Here is a 16,481-nt window from a genome sequence, read left to right as displayed (position 1 = left end):
CCAGGTTATTATTAAGTGAAAAAGCCACCCTTTGGGTGGCTTTTTTGCGTTTGGGCAAAAGAAAAAAGCACAGTCTGTGCTCATTTTTCGGATAATGAATTAACAACCGGCAATTCTCATCGTTAAATGCGTATGATACTCCGAACCTGAATAAATCATAATGAATCTTCCGCCACTGTATAGCAGAAAAACTGATGCTCAGACCGGCGATATCCGGTATTACAGCAGTACGGGATAAATTCATTTTTTGCTTTTTATTTCAATGCTGCCGGTTACAGAGGGAATTCAGCCGGTATCTTTTTAATCCTGCTTATCATAGGTTTCCCCTGTGCCATAAGGATATAAAATAATACCACTTTCCGGATCTTTAATATCCACGGGTAAACGTCCGCCGGGATAATTAAGCGGACGGGTATTTTTACCGGAAAACAATGTTCTCAGCCCGCTCCGGATATTGGTTTCTAATGCATTACGCTGACCATTTGTGATATCAAACCCGGTAATACCATAGATGGCAATATTGGCTTTTACATTGCCCAGACGCGCAATATCGTATGGATCCCGTGACGATATCACGACTACAGGAATGTCCGCATTATTGGCGGAGTCGATGATAATTTGTGCATTTGTATCGCGACTCCGCAGGTTGTAGGTCACCAGTAAAATAACATCCTGCCCGTTGATCATAGTGCTTACTCTCTTTTCAGAGAGTGTTTTCTTATCTGTTTTTATTTTTTGTGTAGTGACATGAATACGGGTTTCTGTTTCCTGTGCAATATCATTCAGATGTTTTTTAATTAACTGATTACGGGGATATTCATCAGAAATCACCAGAATTTTATTATCCGGTTTCAGTTGATAAGGCAGTATACCGTCATTTTTTATAATGGTAACAGCCTGTTCTGAAATCTTATTTTCCTGATTTTTATGTTCTGCTGATGCAACAATTCCTTGTGCTTTTACCGGATCCGCAGGTGCCCCGCTGAGGGCTTTATTCAGCTTGATCAGAACTACCCGTTTTGCTGATTCATCAATACGTTGCTGCAGTTCCGGTTTTTTTTGTGCCTGTTCATCCAGGTAGCGGTATAAATTATCAAGGCGCTTAACCGCGTCTTCATCCCACATTTTTACCGGCATCAGGATAATATCTGCGCCTGCGGACAGAGCGTGCTCAACGGCAAAATTGAGCTCAAAGTTATCAGTGATGGCTTTCATATCCATGGCATCCGTAATTATCAGCCCCTGAAAGTGAAGTTCATTGCGTAATATCCCGGTCAGGATAGGTTTGGATAATGTGGCGGGTGTACCCGCTTCTGAACCGTCACGGGTTTTAATTTTTGTGTCATCCAGCGCCGGTACAATAATATGTGCAGTCATAACTGCATCTGCACCATGTTGCAGTGCATAGATAAATGGCGGTAATTCTGTCTGCCGCCAGCTTTTTTCATCTGATGTGACAACCGGAAGAGCGACATGGGAATCTGCGGAGACATTGCCGTGGCCGGGAAAATGTTTCAGAGCAGAGATTAGCCCGTACTGATGAATACCACGGATATAGGCGGCTGACAGGATTTCTGTCAGCTCTTTTCTGTCAGAATAAGCCCGTACACCAATAACGGGGTTATTTTGATTATTATTGATGTCCACGACCGGGCCAAAATTCATGTTAAATCCCAGTGCGGATAACTCACTGCCGTGAATTTCACCGGTTAATCTTGCTGATTCCGGATCACGGGCAGCACCCAGAGCCATATTTCCCGGCATTTCTGTGCCGACCCGCAGCCGGGTGACATATCCGCCTTCCTGGTCGGTGCTGATAAATAACGGAAGACGATAACGGGATGATTGAATATCATTGATCAATTTTACTGTTTGCGGAGTATCAATTAAATTTTCCCTGAATAATACAACGCCGCCTAACCGGTAATGACAGATAATATCTTTGATATCGTTATTTATATTAATGACAGGGATAGAGACAGGACTCCGGAACATATCCCGGTAGCGAAAATCAAGCATCATCAGTTGACCGATTTTTTCTGTCCTGCTCATTGATGCAACAATTTCTTCAGCTGCCTGATCAGGATTTTTTATCAATATATTTAACTCCTGCGGTGTCAGGGGAGCAGCAATTCCTCTGAAACTAAATAGTATTGTAAATAACAGGATTGATTTTTTCATAATGACATCCTTTTCATGATGTTATTTCAATTATTTATTATTGCCGTTTATTTTTATTTTCTGAATTATCAGACTGCTAATAATTCCTTTTATCCTGATAGCGCTATCCGGCGAATTTTTGTTCTAATTTCTGTTTGTCAGCAGGATATAACGGATGAATAAGGAAATCAAAAAATGATGCAAAAGACAGTATTGGCAAATACAATCTGCGGTGTACTTTTAGTGAATTCAATGACTGCTTCGGCGGCGATAACCTATCAATATGAAAAGGACGTGACGAATAAGACCGTTATTGATAATCAGGTTGGCATTAAGCCGGGGACTGCTGATGACGGGAGGCAGACGATTGGTCAGGGCGGAAAGTCAATCAACAGCTGGATTTTTGATAGCGGCAGTGTTGATGTGGATGATGGCGGTATCCTGGATAAAGCTAAAGTGGGTGCCCCGAGAACGGCTTCTGAACTGAATAGTGAAAGTCGTTCAGACATATACAGTCCGGCACGCCGTGATGGTCAGGTTGATGTGTACAGCGGCGGAAAAGCGACAGATACGCAGATCATTGGTCAGGGAATTGTTAATGTTCATGAAAAAGGTGTTGTCAGTAATACATCTGTCAGGGATTTAGGGGTTCTGCGTTTTCATATCGGCGGTGAAAGTCGCAGTGCATTAAATGTTGAACGTAAAGCATCAGTCATTCTGGATAATAATCCGTATTATGGTTCAGGCAAAAATACATTTATAGAGCAGATGAATCTTGCCGGTACTCTCTATATTCAGGATATATCTACAGTAATAACAAACGATAACTCACCATTGAGATGGGAAGGGCGGGATATCGATGTTGATCCTGATAGTTATTTTCAGGTTTCAGAGATTAATAAACTTCATTTGGATCACGGCTCAGTTTACCTTAAACCATCTCTGGATAAGAAAAATGCAACGTTTAATCAGTTAGTGGTAAAGGATCTCAGCGGAGAGGGAACGTTTTCATTCCATTCTCAGATTGCTGATGATGTCAGTGATAAATTAGTGGTAACTAATAAAGCAACAGGGAAATTTAAAGTCAATGTTTATGATACCGGAAAGGATATAGCTGATCCGGATGAGACTGTTGAGCTGATTGAAATTAATAAAGGTAATGCGAGTTTTAAATTAGCCGGAAGGAATGGTGTGGTTGATCTGGGGATTTATAAATACCGGCTGATTAAAGGTATAAAGAGTAACGGGAAATCAACCTGGTATTTAGCGACAAAAGCAGACCATATTCCGTACCCGGATATTGATCCCGGCGGAGAAGTTCAGGGCGAACCGGATATTGATAAAAACGATGAGTATGTTCAGGAAATTGATGCGAAAACCGGAAAAAATGTTACTAATGATACCAGTACGCCTGAATTGCGGGAGGTATTATCTAATAGTGCGCTGGCCGGATTGTCGATGGCATCAGTGAATCGTCAGATACTGCGCAGTGAGAACATGTCCGGGCCGTCGCGACGCCATATTACAGACAGTTTGTCAGATAAAAAATACGGTGTATGGGCAAATTACCGCTATGACAATGCAAAGTTCAGTGACAGTGAAAGCCGTGCGTTCAGAAATCACCTGAATATTCTGGAAATCGGTTACGACAAGGTCAATAAAGCGCGTTACGGGGATATTGCATTCGGTTTATTTACCAGCGCAGGCAAAACCCGATCGACATTTGATTATACACCGGGACAGGGAAATACCGACAGTTTCGCTATCGGCGGATATACCCACTGGCAATATCAGGATTGGTATACCGCCGGCATGCTGAAAGGGTCACATTTTAAAAATCGTGTTAATACTCAAAGCAGTGGTGGCGGAGCAGTTGACGGTTCATTTAAGCAAAATGCGCTGACCGTCAGTGCGGAAGCCGGAAAAAAACTGCACATTACACCGGAAATCAGTCTGACGCCATACGGACGGATAGATTACAGCCGTTTCAGTGAGGCAAAATATCAGTTATCGAACGGAATGGATATTCATGAACATAACAGTGACAGTGTGAGAGGGGAATTGGGGTCACGCCTCAGTATGGATACACACATTGATGATATTAAAATCAGTCCTTTTGTGAATATTGGTGTTTCACATGAGTTTGTGAAAAATAATAAAGTGACACTGAATAAAAAAGATTTTTCCGCCGTAAATGAAACCACTACCGGTAAATATCAGATGGGGGCAACGATTGAACTGACACCGGATACCCGGATAACCGGCAGCCTGGGTTATCGGCATGGTGATAAAAATGAATCACCGGTCAGTGCTTATATCGGATTGAAAGTCAGTTTCTGATGTTTATTTTTATCAGATAAACAGCCATACCGTTTCTCCGGTATGGCTTTTTTAATATCGTTACTGATGTGTGGCGGTCTCTTCCCGGGGTAATGCGGAAACCGGCACCCCGAAAAGTTTGTCAAATGCCCAGTTAAAGAAAAATGTGTAAATCGGGATAAAAATAATCAGGGCAAAATCCAGCAGAAAAGCCTGTATTAAGCTGACCGATAACCACCATGCAATCAGCGGGATAAGGAAAACCACCAGTGTCAGCTGAAACAGAACGGCATGCACCAGTCTGCGGCGGAATGTCCGGATGCGGGACACCTGCCGGGATTCCCAGAACTCGAACAGCGTATTAAAGATAAAGTTCCAGCTGACGGCGATGGTGGTGATCACCAGTGCCAGCGGTCCGGTCACCCCGGCTGAATTACCGGAAAGTAACGCCAGTCCTAAGGATGAGATGATCCAGCCGATAATCTCATAAGTGGTGATAAAGACCAGTTTTCGTTTTAAACCCTGCATATTTGTATCCTGAGTGTATCGCTGAAATAGAGAAGGCTGGAAAGGTAAATCAATAGAGATGATAATAAAAGTCAGCTACTATCAGATTTTCTGACAGGAAGGAGGGGGAATGCCGTTTAACAGTGATAATTTACAGCTTTTTCTGACCGTGCTGGAGAAAGGCTCATTTTCAGCTGCCGCAAGGGCACTGCACCGGGTGCCGTCAGCGGTCAGTATGGCGGTCAGTAATCTGGAAGCGGAGCTGGGGTTTGCACTGTTTGAACGTTCTGGCAGAGCGCCGGTACCGACAGAAAGAGCCCTGGCGCTGGCACCGTATGCCAGAGAGATAACCGATAAAATTCATCAGCTGAATGTGTTTACCCGTGAACTGACACAGGGTGTGGAGAGTACACTGGCTGTCGGTGTGGCAACGGATGTGAACCCGGCGTGCCTGTTTGCTGCACTGCAGATCATTAATCAGCGTTATCCGTTGCTGAAAACGGAGATTTTGTCCGCACCGCAGGATGATATCCTGCCCTTGCTGCATCAGGGGCGGATCCAGCTGGCGCTGGTGTTCGGCGGGCTGCATGTGGATCCGCGTGAGCAGTTTCACTGTATCGGCTATGAATCCCTGGTGGCGACTATTTCAGCCACACATCCTTCACTTTCGCAGCAACAATCTGTTTATATTGAGGATTTGGTACAGATAAAACAAGTTGTGATTGCCAGCCATCACCATTCTCTCAGTGATGTCCGTTCTCAGGTGGCGACAAAAACCTGGCAGACCGATAATTTTTCGATGGCGCTGGGACTGGTTAAAGCGGGTATCGGCTGGGGGAATCTGCCGGAATCGATGATCCGGGCGGAAGTGGCGTCCGGGACACTGAAGGTGCTGTCATTCCGCAATACCCGCAACGGTCTGGTGCTGCCGGTGCATATTGTCAGCCGGAAAGGGGATGTGCTTAAACGTGGCGCGCAGGAGTGTATCGGGCTGCTGACGGAAAGCCGTGTGTCTGCGGGAAATTAGTTGTTATGATAACGGGATAAATCAGCAGAGAGGAAAAGCGTATGTTTGAAATCCGCGATTTACAGGTTATTCAGGGCGGAAGAACATTGTGGGACGGCCTTTCTTTCCGGCTGAATGCCGGTGAGCGTCTGGGGATCTCCGCACCCAGCGGGTTCGGGAAAACAACGCTGGGGCGGATCCTGGCACAGTGGCAGCAGCCGCATGCCGGGGAACTGCTGCTCGACGGCAAGCCGGTACCGAAAACCGGCTATTGTCCGGTACAACTGGTGCCGCAGCATCCTGAGAAGTGTTTTAATCCGTACCGTACGACCGGTGCAGGGTTATATGATGCCTGGAAACCGGATGCGGAATGGCTGGAAAAGCTCAGCATTGAGCCTCACTGGCTGGAACGCCGTCCGGATGAATTGTCCGGCGGGGAACTGGCGAGAATCGCGCTGCTGCGGGCGTTAGATCCGCGCACCCGTTTCCTGATCGCCGATGAAGTGACCGCGCAGCTGGATGCACATATTCAGGCGCAAATCTGGCAGGTGCTGATTGAAGAATCAGAGAAACGGCCGCTCGGGCTGGTGGTGTTCAGCCACAATAAGGCGCTGCTGGACAAGGTCTGCACATCGGTATGGGTTGCCGGGGAGCCGGAGGATAGCCTGCTGTCTGATGTGGCGGTTTGACTTTTCCGTCCTGTGGCATAAAAATACGAAGCTGATAAATAATAATGATAATTATTACTGATTTTGAAGGATCAGCGACGTGAAAAAAACTCTGCTCTGCTGCGCGGCATTCTCTGCATTTTCTGCGCAGGCCTCTGCTTCCTGCCAGTCGCTCTCAGCCCCGGATGAGAAACGGACGATGATGATTACCGGTACGTTTGATCACAACGGACAGGCTTGTGTACAGTTGCCGCTGTCTGAAAAACAGGTTGTGATCGCGGAAAGTGAGAATATCCGTGATTTGTCACTCTATGACAGTCAGATGACACCCCGCCGGGCGCTGCTTACCGACAATCCTGTCACAGAAATGCAATCTGTGACATTCACATTACCGTTTGATGACACCTGGACACTGACCTCACAGGGTGTACCCGGCTCTGAATGGAAGTTGGCGCTTACTAACTATCCGTATCAGCCGCTGGTTGAAAACATCTCTCTGCCGGTGGACAGTGTTCGCCTGCAGCAGCTGATAACGCTGGTTAGCGGGGGAGATACCTCGGCTTTCTGGCAGGCGGTGACAGAAACTCCGCTGGTTGAGGAGTATGACGAGCATCACAAACGGATCACTTTCCTCTGGCGAGGTGCGAAAGTGAATGCTTACATACTTGGCGCGCCTTCCGGACAGCATGACCCGATGGCCAGACTGAATGATACCGATATCTGGTATCGCTCCTACATTGTTCCCGCAGAGACTGTCAGCCAGTATAAAATCGCCCCGGATATTCCGCAGCTTGACCGTTCCGTTGAAGGTGCCCGCCGCAAAGCGCTGCTGAGCACTGCACAGGCAGATCCGCGTAACCCGCTGAGTGCGGGTGCAGACGGCGCGGATGAATTCAACCGCCATTCCATTATCGCGTTAGATAACAACAGAGTGTGTGATTTCCGGACGCCCGGACAACAACCGGTTTTTGGTACGGTGGCACTGCATCAGCTGCACAGCGATATCCTGAATAACCAGCGGGAAATGGCAGTGTATACCCCGCCGGAGCCGGGTGCTGATCCCTGGTTGCTGGTGCTGTTTGACGGGCAGATATACCGCAAAAACTATCATATCGTCACATTTATTGATCAGTGGGTGAAACGCAGGGAAATCCCGCCGCTGTATGTCGTGATGGTGGACAGTATCAGCAGTGAGCAGCGCGGCAAAGAACTGCCGCCGAATGAGCTGTTCCCGCAGTTTCTGGATAAAGAGCTGATGCCGTGGCTGGCACAGCAGGGTATTAATATCCCTGCAGCGCGGACCATTGTTTCCGGCAGCAGTTATGGTGGTCTTGCGTCTTCCTGGAATGCGATGAAATTACCTCACCGTTTTGGCAATGTGCTGAGTATGTCCGGTTCTTACTGGTGGTCACCGGAGGGAGAGCCGCCGGAATGGCTGATTCGCGAGTTTGCAGGTACTCACAAACTTCCGCTGCGGTTTTTTCTTGAGGCCGGTGTGTTTGAAACCCGTGCCGGTGCCGGCGGGATTTTGTATAACAACCGGGCGCTTCATCAGGTTTTACAGGAAAAAGGTTATGACGTCAGCCGTGAGGAGCGTCCGGGCGGACATGACTATGTCTCATGGTGCGAAACCCTGCATTCCGGACTGGTGCACCTGACTGACATAAAGAGGTCACAATAGTGTCACGCTGATGTCATAAGAGCAGATTAGGCTGTCCTGCGTTGATAACTGACTACGTTTTATTAATGACAAGGATTCTGCTCATGCTTCATGCGACGATGAAAACACGGGTTGCAGCAGCCGTTCTGGCACTGCTGACGGGCTCTGCATTACCGGCAGTTGCTGCGGGGAATGCAGATGCGATTCTGGCACAGGATCGCGCCGCCAAAGGCAATATCACGGAGTTCGGCGGTGCGCGCCGTTTGTCATCCGATCAGACTGAGGCGCTGAAAGCGGCTATCGGTCAGACCAAAGCAAAAAATGTGATTTTGTTTATCGGCGACGGGATGGGTGATTCCGAAATTACCGTGGCGCGTAACTATGCAGAAGGCGCGGGCGGCGTGTTTAAAGGGATTGATGCCCTGCCGCTGACTGGTCAGTACACCACGTATGCACTCGATAAAAAAACACAGAAACCGAATTATGTTACTGACTCCGCTGCCTCTGCGACGGCCTGGGCTTCCGGAGTGAAAACCTATAATGGCGCGCTGGGTATTGATGTTACCGGCAAACCGCACACCACCATTCTCGAGCTGGCAAAGAAAAACGGCAAAGCGACCGGGAATGTCACCACATCTGAAATTCAGGATGCCACACCGGCAGCCCTGATCTCACATATCAGCCAGCGTAAATGCTACGGCCCGGAAGAAACCGCAGAGCGCTGCAGCGCCGATGCACTGGAAAACGGCGGGCCGGGTTCCATCAGTGAGCAGTTGCTGAATGCCCGTGCCGATGTCACGCTCGGCGGCGGCGCGAAGAGTTTCCGCCAGACAGCCAAAGCCGGGGACTATGCAGGGAAAACCCTGGAAGAGCAGGCAGCGGCACGCGGTTATCTGGTTGTGAAAGATGCCAAATCGCTGGCGGATGTGAAAGCGGCAAATCAGGATAAACCGGTGCTCGGATTATTCAGTGACGGCAATATGGAAGTGGCGTGGGAAGGCCCGAAAGCCTCCTATCGTGGCAACCTCGATAAACCTGTCGTGGAGTGTAAACCAAGTTCAAAACTGGATCCGAATGCCCCGACACTGGCTCAGATGACTGAAAAAGCCATTGATCTGCTTAAAGATCATGAAAACGGCTTCTTCTTACAGGTGGAAAGTGCCTCTATTGATAAACAGGATCACGCGGCAAACGCCTGCGGCCAGATCGGCGAAACTGTTGCGCTGGATGAAGCTGTGCAGATCGGTATGGAATACGCGAAAACACACGGTGATACGCTGGTGATTGTGACCGCTGACCATGCTCATTCCAGCCAGATTATTGAAGCGGATGTGGTCTCACCGGGGCTGACTCAGGCACTGCTGACCAAAGACGGCAGCGTGATGGCAGTTAACTACGGTAACTCGGAATCAGATTCGCAGGAGCATACCGGTGCTCAGCTGCGTGTGGCGGCATACGGTCCGGGGGCGGCGAATGTGGTGGGTCTGACGGATCAGACCGATTTGTTCTTCACCATGCGGGACGCGATGGAACTGAAGTAATCTGCGGTACCTGATATTCACACTGTTCTGAAGTGCTTTTCTTCATGTTGATTGCATCATTTTGCTGATTTCAGCAGTGGCTGCCGCCGGTACTCTGTGCCGGCGGTTTTTTATTATTTTTTGTAACATGATGATTTTTGAAATATATTTACCATAAGGTATACTTATCCGATGTCCCGGCTCCGGGACAGATATCCTGTATTCCGTAAAACTGTGTGTTTTATGCGATTTTTTTCTTCTGATGGCGGCGGTGTTTATTACCATTATCACATTGCGGCACAGTGCCTGTGTGATATACCGTTGATCTGATCGTTTTAACGGGACCCTTATGCTGACATTACTCCATCTTCTTTCATCAGTTGCACTGCTGGTCTGGGGAACACACATTGTCCGGACCGGAATTATGCGTGTCTTCGGCGCGGATTTGCGGCGTCTTCTCGGAAAAAGCATCCGGAAAACCTCACGGGCATTTCTCGCCGGTCTGGGGGTAACTGCGCTGGTGCAGAGCAGTAATGCCACCGCATTGCTGGTGATCTCGTTTGTGGCGCAGGGCATGATAGCACTGCCGCCCGCCCTGGTGATTATGCTGGGGGCGGATGTCGGGACGGCGCTGATGGCACGGGTGCTGACGTTTAATCTCTCCTGGCTCTCACCACTGCTGATCCTGGCGGGGGTCACTACGTTTCTCAGTCAGAAAAAGAGCCGGACAGGGCAGCTCGGGCGGGTTGGTATCGGGCTGGGTCTGATTATTCTGGCACTTCAGCTGATAGTGTCCTCCGCAGAGCCGATTACACAGGCATCTGCGGTTCAGGCTATTTTCACGTCACTGAGCGGGGATGCAGTGCTGGCGCTGCTGGTGGGGGCGCTGTTTGCCATGATCAGTTACTCCAGCCTGGCGGCGGTGCTTCTGACGGCTACCCTGAGTGCCACCGGTCTGGTGCCGCTGCATATCAGTCTGGCGATCGTCATCGGCTCCAATCTCGGCAGCGGGTTCCTGGCCATGCTGAGCAGCCGTGGTCAGAATGCGGTTGCGCGTCAGGTGGTGCTCGGCAGTATGCTGTTTAAGCTGATTGGCTGTGTGCTGGTGCTGCCGTGGGTGAAACCGCTGGCGCTCTGGATCGGCCAGTACAATCTGCCGGCGGCGGAAGTCGTTATTTATTTCCATGTGGTCTACAACCTGGTCCGCTGTGTGCTGATGCTGGCGCTGGTAAAACCGATGGCGCGGCTGTGTCAGCGGCTGATCGCCGAACCGGAGGCGGAAGAGGGCAGCGCTGCCCCCCGTTATCTGGATCAGAGCGCGCTGGATACCCCGTCTCTTGCGCTGGCTAATGCGGTACGGGAAACCCTGCGGCTGGGGGATGTGATTGAGCAGATGCTTCAGCGTTTTGACAGCCAGCTCGCGGGTAAAGGTGAGCAGAAACGGCTGATCGGGCACCTGGAAGAAGAAGCGGAGCTGCTGCACAGCAGTATCAAGCTCTATCTGGCACAGTTACAGCAAACCGAACTGGGGGAAAGCGATTCCCGGCGCTGGGCGGAGGTGATTGATACCGCGATGTCGCTTCAGCAGTCTTCCCTGATTATCGGGCGGATGTCCCATGATGTGGCGAACCAGACAGCCGATCCGCAGCGTATCTTCTCGAAAGACGGCTACGGTGAACTGACCACCATGATGTCGCGGTTGCAGAATAACCTCAATCTGGCGATGTCAGTGTTTGTGTCCGGCGATGTGGATAATGCACGGCGTCTGCGCCGGGCAAAACACCGTTTCCGTCTGCTGAATCAGCGTTACTCTTTTGCTCATGTTGAGCGGCTGCATGTCAATAATCTTCAGAGCATCGGCAGCAGCCGGTTACATATCGGGCTGCTGGGGGATATGAAGCGTCTGAACTCTCTGTTTTGCTCTGTGGCTTATCATGTGTTAGAAGGTGTCGCAGAGATAAAAACAGAGACAACAAATGATGACACTTCTCACGAGACAGCTTGAACGGCAGGAAATACCGCAGGTCTGGTCAATCGACCGGACCGAACTGATTGAACACCTGTACCTGCATCAGCACGGGGAGCTGGTACTCTCCGCGCAGCGCTTTGATATGCGTGACTGGCCGGAGGGCGAGGCGGAGCATTACACGCCGATCCTGCTGGACAGTTTTGATCGCGGCGCGCCATTCTTCGGGGTGTTTGACGGAGAGATGCTGGCGGCAGCCGCCAGTGTTGATCCGCGTCCGGTGGCATTTGAGGAAGATGAAACGGCGCTGCGCCAGCTCTCCTTCCTGCATATCAGCAAGGCGTACCGTGGCAGAGGGATCGGCCGTCAGCTCTTTGCCTGCTGTGAAACGGCGGCAAAAGCGATGGGTGCAAAGGGATTTTATGTTTCCTCCATCCCGTCAGAAAATACCGTGCATTTTTATCAGCATCTGGGATGTGAACTGATCGCAAAGCCGGACCCGGCACTGTTTGCCCTTGAACCGGAAGATATTCATTTTGTGTTTCTTTTCCGGAACTGATCATTTAACACATTAATATCCGTTCAATTTATAGACGCATTAATTATAGGTGTATGATTTTCAGGTATATAATCATGCGCCTTTTTTGCATTTTATGCGAAAAAGCGGTTGCAACAGGCGGCAGATTATTTATGATAACAGGAATGATTCTCATTTCGTTATTGTAAGGAGTGGCTGTGATGCAAATCAAACACCCGCTTTCATCGTTTTTCTGGCAGCAGTTAACCGGGGTCGGTGGCATGATGCTGGCGCTGATACCGGTCGTGTTGTTTTTATCACAGGGGCATGAACAGGATGCTGCGCGTATTGCGTTAGCTGTGGTGATTCTGCTGACAATGCCGATGCTGTATAACCGCGTATTGCGCCATTTCCTGCTGATTCCGGCAGGTATTGCATTTGTTCTGGGAAGTCTGCTCTGGTTTGAGCATCTGAGGATGTGATATCCGGAAGTGAAAATTATTGCAGAAGATTGTCATAACAGTGGTGCGAAGGGGGGGACTTGAACCCCCACGTCCGTAAGAACACTAACACCTGAAGCTAGCGCGTCTACCAATTCCGCCACCCTCGCAGGTACTGTCATTCAATCTGCTGTCAGTTTTGTGTGATAAGATCTGACTGGTGCGAAGGGGGGGACTTGAACCCCCACGTCCGTAAGGACACTAACACCTGAAGCTAGCGCGTCTACCAATTCCGCCACCCTCGCAATTCAGAACTATCTTGTCACTGATAGCATGGAGGCGGATTTTAGCGGTTTTATCCGCGCCGTCAATAATTTTTTATCAAAATTGGTGACTTCGCTTACTTATTAGGCATTTGTGGCCAGGTAGACCTTAAATTTGCCGGTTTGCGCCAGAACCTGATGCCGGCCGAACGTGCTGTCCAGCAGATCCGGATACGGTAAAAAGGCGTTCGCCACGATGCACAATTTTCCGCCGCGGTTCAGGCGGGCTTTGGCACCGGAAATAAGGCGTTGTGCGGCACTGTAGCTGGTGTTTAGTCCGTCATGGAACGGCGGGTTGGCAACAATCCAGTCATAGCGGTCGCTGATATCCGAATACACGTCACTGGCGATCACACGGCCTTCCAGCTGGTTGCGGGCCAGGGTTTCGCGTCCGGCTTCAAGAGCGGCGGCAGAGACATCACTGAGCGTCAGGGTCAGCCCCGGATTACGTTTGGCCAGTACGGTCGCGATAACGCCACTGCCGCAGGCAATATCCAGCAGTGACCCGGTCACCGGCTGGTTCAGTGATTCCAGCAGCAGTGCACTGCCGGCATCAATATTGTCCCGGCTGAATACCCCCGGCAGCGTCACGATTTGCGTACCTTCCGCTGTATAACTGCCGATCCAGTCCTGCAGGGCAAAGTGTGCCGGGGTGGTCAGTTCGCCGTAATAGAGACCGCAGCGGCGTGCGCTGTCAATTTTGCGCAGTGCGGTGAACGGTTCTGTCATTTTTTCCGCGCTGCGGACACCACTGCGGTTTTCACCGGCAATAAAAATATTGCTGCCGACCGGCAGACAGGAAAAAATCTGCGTCAGCTGGAACAGCGCTTCCTGTTTACTCTTCGGCCAGAAATAGATCAGTGTGTCGCACTGTGCGGCGGCTTCCGGGCTGACGGTCAGCGCGAATGCGGCGCGATCACCCAGCGGGGCACGCAGAGCCTGCCACTGATGATACTGGCTGGTGCTGACATACACTGACTGCGCGGAAAGTTGTGCGGCGAGGGAGTCCTGAATGTCTCCGGCAAGCAGGACACGGCTCCCGGTAAATTCGTCTGCATGACGTAAAATCACTTCACTGGCCGGGGTAAGCATGGACATCCGTTAACTCCTGTAAATCATAATTCGGCAGCATTGGCGCGGGCAGCGCGCTTTGCTAAGATAGTGTCGTTTGTTATTTCAGGGATACATTATGACGCGACGAGACAGAATGCTGGCTCAGATGGGGATCACCCAATGGACGCTGCGTCAGCCGCAGCGCCTGAAAGGGGAACTGTCTGTACAGATCCCGGCTTCGGCACGTCTGCTGATCATAACCGATGAGCAGGCAGATCTCACCTGTGATTTACTCAGCGATATATTCCGCAGCCTGAATATTACGGCAGAGGATGTGTACTGCATCACCCCGGACAATGTACAAAGTATCCCGGCGCAGACAAACTGCCTGTGCTGGCTGCCCGGAACGGAAGCTGAACTGCCGCATTCACTGCCTTCATTACACTCGCCCCGTCTTGCCGACCTGTATCAGGATGCACAGGCAAAACGCGGGTTATGGACACAAATTTATCATTATGACCAGACTGTCACCGCTGCTTCCCGCTGATTTTGCCGCCGCATTCCGTATTGAGCAGGCCGCTCACGCTTATCCCTGGAGTGAAGCCACATTCCGCAGCAATCACGGCGAACGTTACCATAACCTGAAACTGGAAGCAGACGGGGAACTGGCCGGCTTCGCTATCAACCAGACCGTACTGGATGAAGCAACGCTGTTTAATATTGCGGTTTCGCCTGAGCATCAGGGGAAAGGTTATGGCCGTCAGTTGCTGGAAAAAGTGATTGAAGACCTGACAGCAAAAGCGATTGCGACACTCTGGCTGGAAGTCAGGGCATCAAACCGCCCGGCGATTGCGCTGTATGAATCGCTTGGTTTTAATGAGGTCTCGGTGCGGAAGAACTATTATCCGGCGGCACAGGGTAAAGAGGATGCACTGATTATGGCGCTTTATCTGAGTTTCGGAATGTAATAGCACGATAAGTCAGATAAAACGGTGTTTTTTCATCCATTTCCCGGATTTCTTTCCATGCTATTGTGATAATATACTTTTATCACAGGCGCTCTCCGTCATGTTTATCCATAAAATTATCACACCAATGTTTATCCGGCGCTTTGAATGCGTTGGTTCTGAGTGCTTGTCACACTGTTGCCAGGATTGGTTTATCAGTATTGATAAAAAAACGTATAAAAAATATCACAGTTCAGACAGTATTGAAATTAAACAAATTTCACAGGATTATGTACTAAAATCAGACCGCCCCGGGGCATACGCTTATGTCCGGCTGACGGAAAAAAAATTGTGTCCGTTTCTGACGGAAAAACGGCTGTGCGGGATTTACAGCAAACTCGGTCCTTCGGCAATGAGTCATACCTGCCGGGAATATCCGCGCAGTGCAGTAAAATATCAGAATGCAACGTTTAAACGTCTGTCACTCTCCTGTCCGGAGGTCGTCCGTCAGCTGCTGTTTTCCGCCGATGCCATGCAGTTAACAGAAGAAGATCAGTTCCTGAAAAAAATACCACAGGATGCGGCGCTGACTGACCCGAAATACCTGGTGTATCTCTGGTGTATGAATCTGGTGCAGGCACCGTCACCGGAGTTTGAGGATAATCTCTATGCCGTCATGCAGTTACTGACGTTTATCAGCAAACTCAACTATGATATTGAGACGAATTTTGATCGTATTCAGGGTGTGTATGAATTCCTGCTCAATGCAACGGAAAACGGGGAACTGACTGCAGAACGCAGAGCACTGCCGCATCCGGTCAGTTTTCAGACGGGGGTATTGAGTGTGTATGGCAAATTTATTCCGAAATTATCCCGTAACGGCCCTTTTTTGATTTCAGCCTATATCAACACGCTGAAACAGCTGGGGCTGGACGAGCAGCAGACGACAGCCCGCACGGAAGAGAATATGGCCCGTCTGCGGGCCGAATGGAAAGTGCAGCAGCAGGACAGTTGTCTGAGTGAATCGTACACGCTGCGCAATCTGTTTTCTTATCTGCTGTATCACAGTCAGTTTCCGCACGCGGATAATTTTGGCGGTGATGCTGCCGGTACCGATAATGCATTGTCTCACTTCAGTCTGCTGGTCATGGATTATTTCTATCTGCGCACCAATCTGGCAGCACTGGCGATAACGGAAAAACGGCTTCTGACTGAACGTGATGTTCAGCTTTTACTGGCAGCGTATTTTTCACTGAAAATGCATATGCGTGATATTAATACGGATTTACTGACACTGATGGAGAGTTGCCGGATGAGTGATGCACTCGCCTGTATCTGCCTGCTGGACAACTGACAGCGCCCGATTTTCAAGCTTTTGTTGTTTCACGGGGCAAA

At 49.8% G+C, this 16,481-nt stretch carries 14 protein-coding genes and 2 tRNA genes; 11 read left to right on the top strand and 5 right to left on the bottom strand.

Annotated features, from left to right (window positions below; translation table 11 throughout):
• Window positions 1–300 precede the first annotated feature (300 nt).
• A complete protein-coding gene (locus tag U868_RS0114360; RefSeq protein WP_025153893.1) occupies window positions 301–2,181 on the bottom strand; it encodes a glycoside hydrolase family 3 protein in 1,881 nt (626 codons plus the stop codon).
• A 273-nt stretch (window positions 2,182–2,454) separates the two neighbouring features.
• On the opposite strand from U868_RS0114360, the gene U868_RS0114355 reads away from it, so the two are divergent.
• Entirely contained in the window at window positions 2,455–4,500 is a 2,046-nt protein-coding gene (locus U868_RS0114355) for an autotransporter outer membrane beta-barrel domain-containing protein (RefSeq protein WP_162817238.1), read from the top strand.
• Window positions 4,501–4,560: 60 nt separating this feature from the next.
• Here the strand turns inward: U868_RS0114355 and U868_RS0114350 are convergent, their stop codons facing one another.
• Window positions 4,561–5,007, bottom strand: coding sequence for a PACE efflux transporter (locus tag U868_RS0114350; RefSeq protein ID WP_025153891.1), 447 nt, complete (start codon window positions 5,005–5,007; stop codon window positions 4,561–4,563).
• 109 nt (window positions 5,008–5,116) lie between these two features.
• On the opposite strand from U868_RS0114350, the gene U868_RS0114345 reads away from it, so the two are divergent.
• The 7 genes from U868_RS0114345 (at window position 5,117) to U868_RS0114310 (ending at window position 12,805) form a co-directional block, all read left to right on the top strand.
• A complete protein-coding gene (locus U868_RS0114345; RefSeq protein ID WP_025153890.1) occupies window positions 5,117–6,013 on the top strand; it encodes a LysR family transcriptional regulator in 897 nt (298 codons plus the stop codon).
• A gap of 41 nt (window positions 6,014–6,054) precedes the next feature.
• Window positions 6,055–6,681: an ATP-binding cassette domain-containing protein gene (locus U868_RS0114340; RefSeq protein WP_025153889.1), complete on the top strand. Its 627-nt coding sequence runs from the start codon at window positions 6,055–6,057 to the stop codon at window positions 6,679–6,681.
• A 79-nt stretch (window positions 6,682–6,760) separates the two neighbouring features.
• Complete coding sequence (locus U868_RS0114335) at window positions 6,761–8,341, top strand: alpha/beta hydrolase-fold protein (RefSeq protein WP_025153888.1); 1,581 nt, start codon at window positions 6,761–6,763, stop codon at window positions 8,339–8,341.
• Window positions 8,342–8,424: 83 nt separating this feature from the next.
• Entirely contained in the window at window positions 8,425–9,861 is a 1,437-nt protein-coding gene (phoA, locus tag U868_RS0114330; RefSeq protein ID WP_025153887.1) for an alkaline phosphatase, read from the top strand.
• Between the two features lie 328 nt (window positions 9,862–10,189).
• The gene (locus U868_RS0114320) at window positions 10,190–11,845 is read left to right on the top strand and encodes a Na/Pi cotransporter family protein (protein ID WP_025153886.1); all 1,656 of its coding nucleotides are present in this window, start codon (window positions 10,190–10,192) and stop codon (window positions 11,843–11,845) included.
• Window positions 11,817–12,365: a GNAT family N-acetyltransferase gene (locus U868_RS0114315; protein WP_240182722.1), complete on the top strand. Its 549-nt coding sequence runs from the start codon at window positions 11,817–11,819 to the stop codon at window positions 12,363–12,365. Before U868_RS0114320 ends, U868_RS0114315 begins: the two co-directional genes overlap by 29 nt.
• Before the next feature lie 179 nt (window positions 12,366–12,544).
• Window positions 12,545–12,805, top strand: a complete 261-nt coding sequence (locus tag U868_RS0114310) for a DUF1435 family protein (RefSeq protein WP_004237051.1) — start codon at window positions 12,545–12,547, stop codon at window positions 12,803–12,805.
• 41 nt (window positions 12,806–12,846) lie between these two features.
• Here the strand turns inward: U868_RS0114310 and U868_RS0114305 are convergent.
• The 3 genes from U868_RS0114305 to rsmC form a co-directional block, all read right to left on the bottom strand.
• Window positions 12,847–12,933, bottom strand: a tRNA-Leu gene (locus U868_RS0114305).
• Between the two features lie 48 nt (window positions 12,934–12,981).
• A tRNA-Leu gene (locus U868_RS0114300) sits at window positions 12,982–13,068 on the bottom strand.
• A 102-nt stretch (window positions 13,069–13,170) separates the two neighbouring features.
• Window positions 13,171–14,184: a 16S rRNA (guanine(1207)-N(2))-methyltransferase RsmC gene (gene rsmC / locus U868_RS0114295; RefSeq protein WP_025153884.1), complete on the bottom strand. Its 1,014-nt coding sequence runs from the start codon at window positions 14,182–14,184 to the stop codon at window positions 13,171–13,173.
• 91 nt (window positions 14,185–14,275) lie between these two features.
• Here rsmC and U868_RS0114290 point away from each other — a divergent pair, with 91 nt between their 5' ends.
• From U868_RS0114290 to fliB, 3 genes are all read left to right on the top strand, one after another.
• The gene (locus tag U868_RS0114290; protein WP_036411891.1) at window positions 14,276–14,686 is read left to right on the top strand and encodes a DNA polymerase III subunit psi; all 411 of its coding nucleotides are present in this window, start codon (window positions 14,276–14,278) and stop codon (window positions 14,684–14,686) included.
• Entirely contained in the window at window positions 14,655–15,107 is a 453-nt protein-coding gene (rimI, locus tag U868_RS0114285) for a ribosomal protein S18-alanine N-acetyltransferase (protein ID WP_025153882.1), read from the top strand. The genes U868_RS0114290 and rimI overlap by 32 nt, the downstream gene beginning before the upstream one ends.
• A gap of 100 nt (window positions 15,108–15,207) precedes the next feature.
• Entirely contained in the window at window positions 15,208–16,440 is a 1,233-nt protein-coding gene (fliB, locus tag U868_RS0114280; RefSeq protein WP_025153881.1) for a flagellin lysine-N-methylase, read from the top strand.
• Window positions 16,441–16,481 lie beyond the last annotated feature (41 nt).

It is taken from the genome of Morganella morganii H1r (assembly GCF_000633515.1).
Taxonomy (GTDB): domain Bacteria; phylum Pseudomonadota; class Gammaproteobacteria; order Enterobacterales; family Enterobacteriaceae; genus Morganella; species Morganella morganii_B.
Note: the sequence above shows the minus strand (reverse complement) of the source record. Positions and strands in the feature narration are given on the sequence as shown.

What these genes read in the sequence shown, in the direction of transcription:
- rimI (WP_025153882.1), top strand. Translation starts at nt 14,655, where the DNA reads ATGACCAGACTGTCACCGCTGCTTCCCGCTGATTTTGCCGCCGCATTC.
- fliB (WP_025153881.1), top strand. Translation starts at nt 15,208, where the DNA reads ATGTTTATCCATAAAATTATCACACCAATGTTTATCCGGCGCTTTGAA.
- U868_RS0114320 (WP_025153886.1), top strand. Translation starts at nt 10,190, where the DNA reads ATGCTGACATTACTCCATCTTCTTTCATCAGTTGCACTGCTGGTCTGG.
- U868_RS0114315 (WP_240182722.1), top strand. Translation starts at nt 11,817, where the DNA reads ATGATGACACTTCTCACGAGACAGCTTGAACGGCAGGAAATACCGCAG.
- U868_RS0114290 (WP_036411891.1), top strand. Translation starts at nt 14,276, where the DNA reads ATGACGCGACGAGACAGAATGCTGGCTCAGATGGGGATCACCCAATGG.
- U868_RS0114350 (WP_025153891.1), bottom strand. Translation starts at nt 5,007, where the DNA reads ATGCAGGGTTTAAAACGAAAACTGGTCTTTATCACCACTTATGAGATT.
- phoA (WP_025153887.1), top strand. Translation starts at nt 8,425, where the DNA reads ATGCTTCATGCGACGATGAAAACACGGGTTGCAGCAGCCGTTCTGGCA.
- U868_RS0114345 (WP_025153890.1), top strand. Translation starts at nt 5,117, where the DNA reads ATGCCGTTTAACAGTGATAATTTACAGCTTTTTCTGACCGTGCTGGAG.
- U868_RS0114310 (WP_004237051.1), top strand. Translation starts at nt 12,545, where the DNA reads ATGCAAATCAAACACCCGCTTTCATCGTTTTTCTGGCAGCAGTTAACC.
- rsmC (WP_025153884.1), bottom strand. Translation starts at nt 14,184, where the DNA reads ATGTCCATGCTTACCCCGGCCAGTGAAGTGATTTTACGTCATGCAGAC.
- U868_RS0114360 (WP_025153893.1), bottom strand. Translation starts at nt 2,181, where the DNA reads ATGAAAAAATCAATCCTGTTATTTACAATACTATTTAGTTTCAGAGGA.
- U868_RS0114340 (WP_025153889.1), top strand. Translation starts at nt 6,055, where the DNA reads ATGTTTGAAATCCGCGATTTACAGGTTATTCAGGGCGGAAGAACATTG.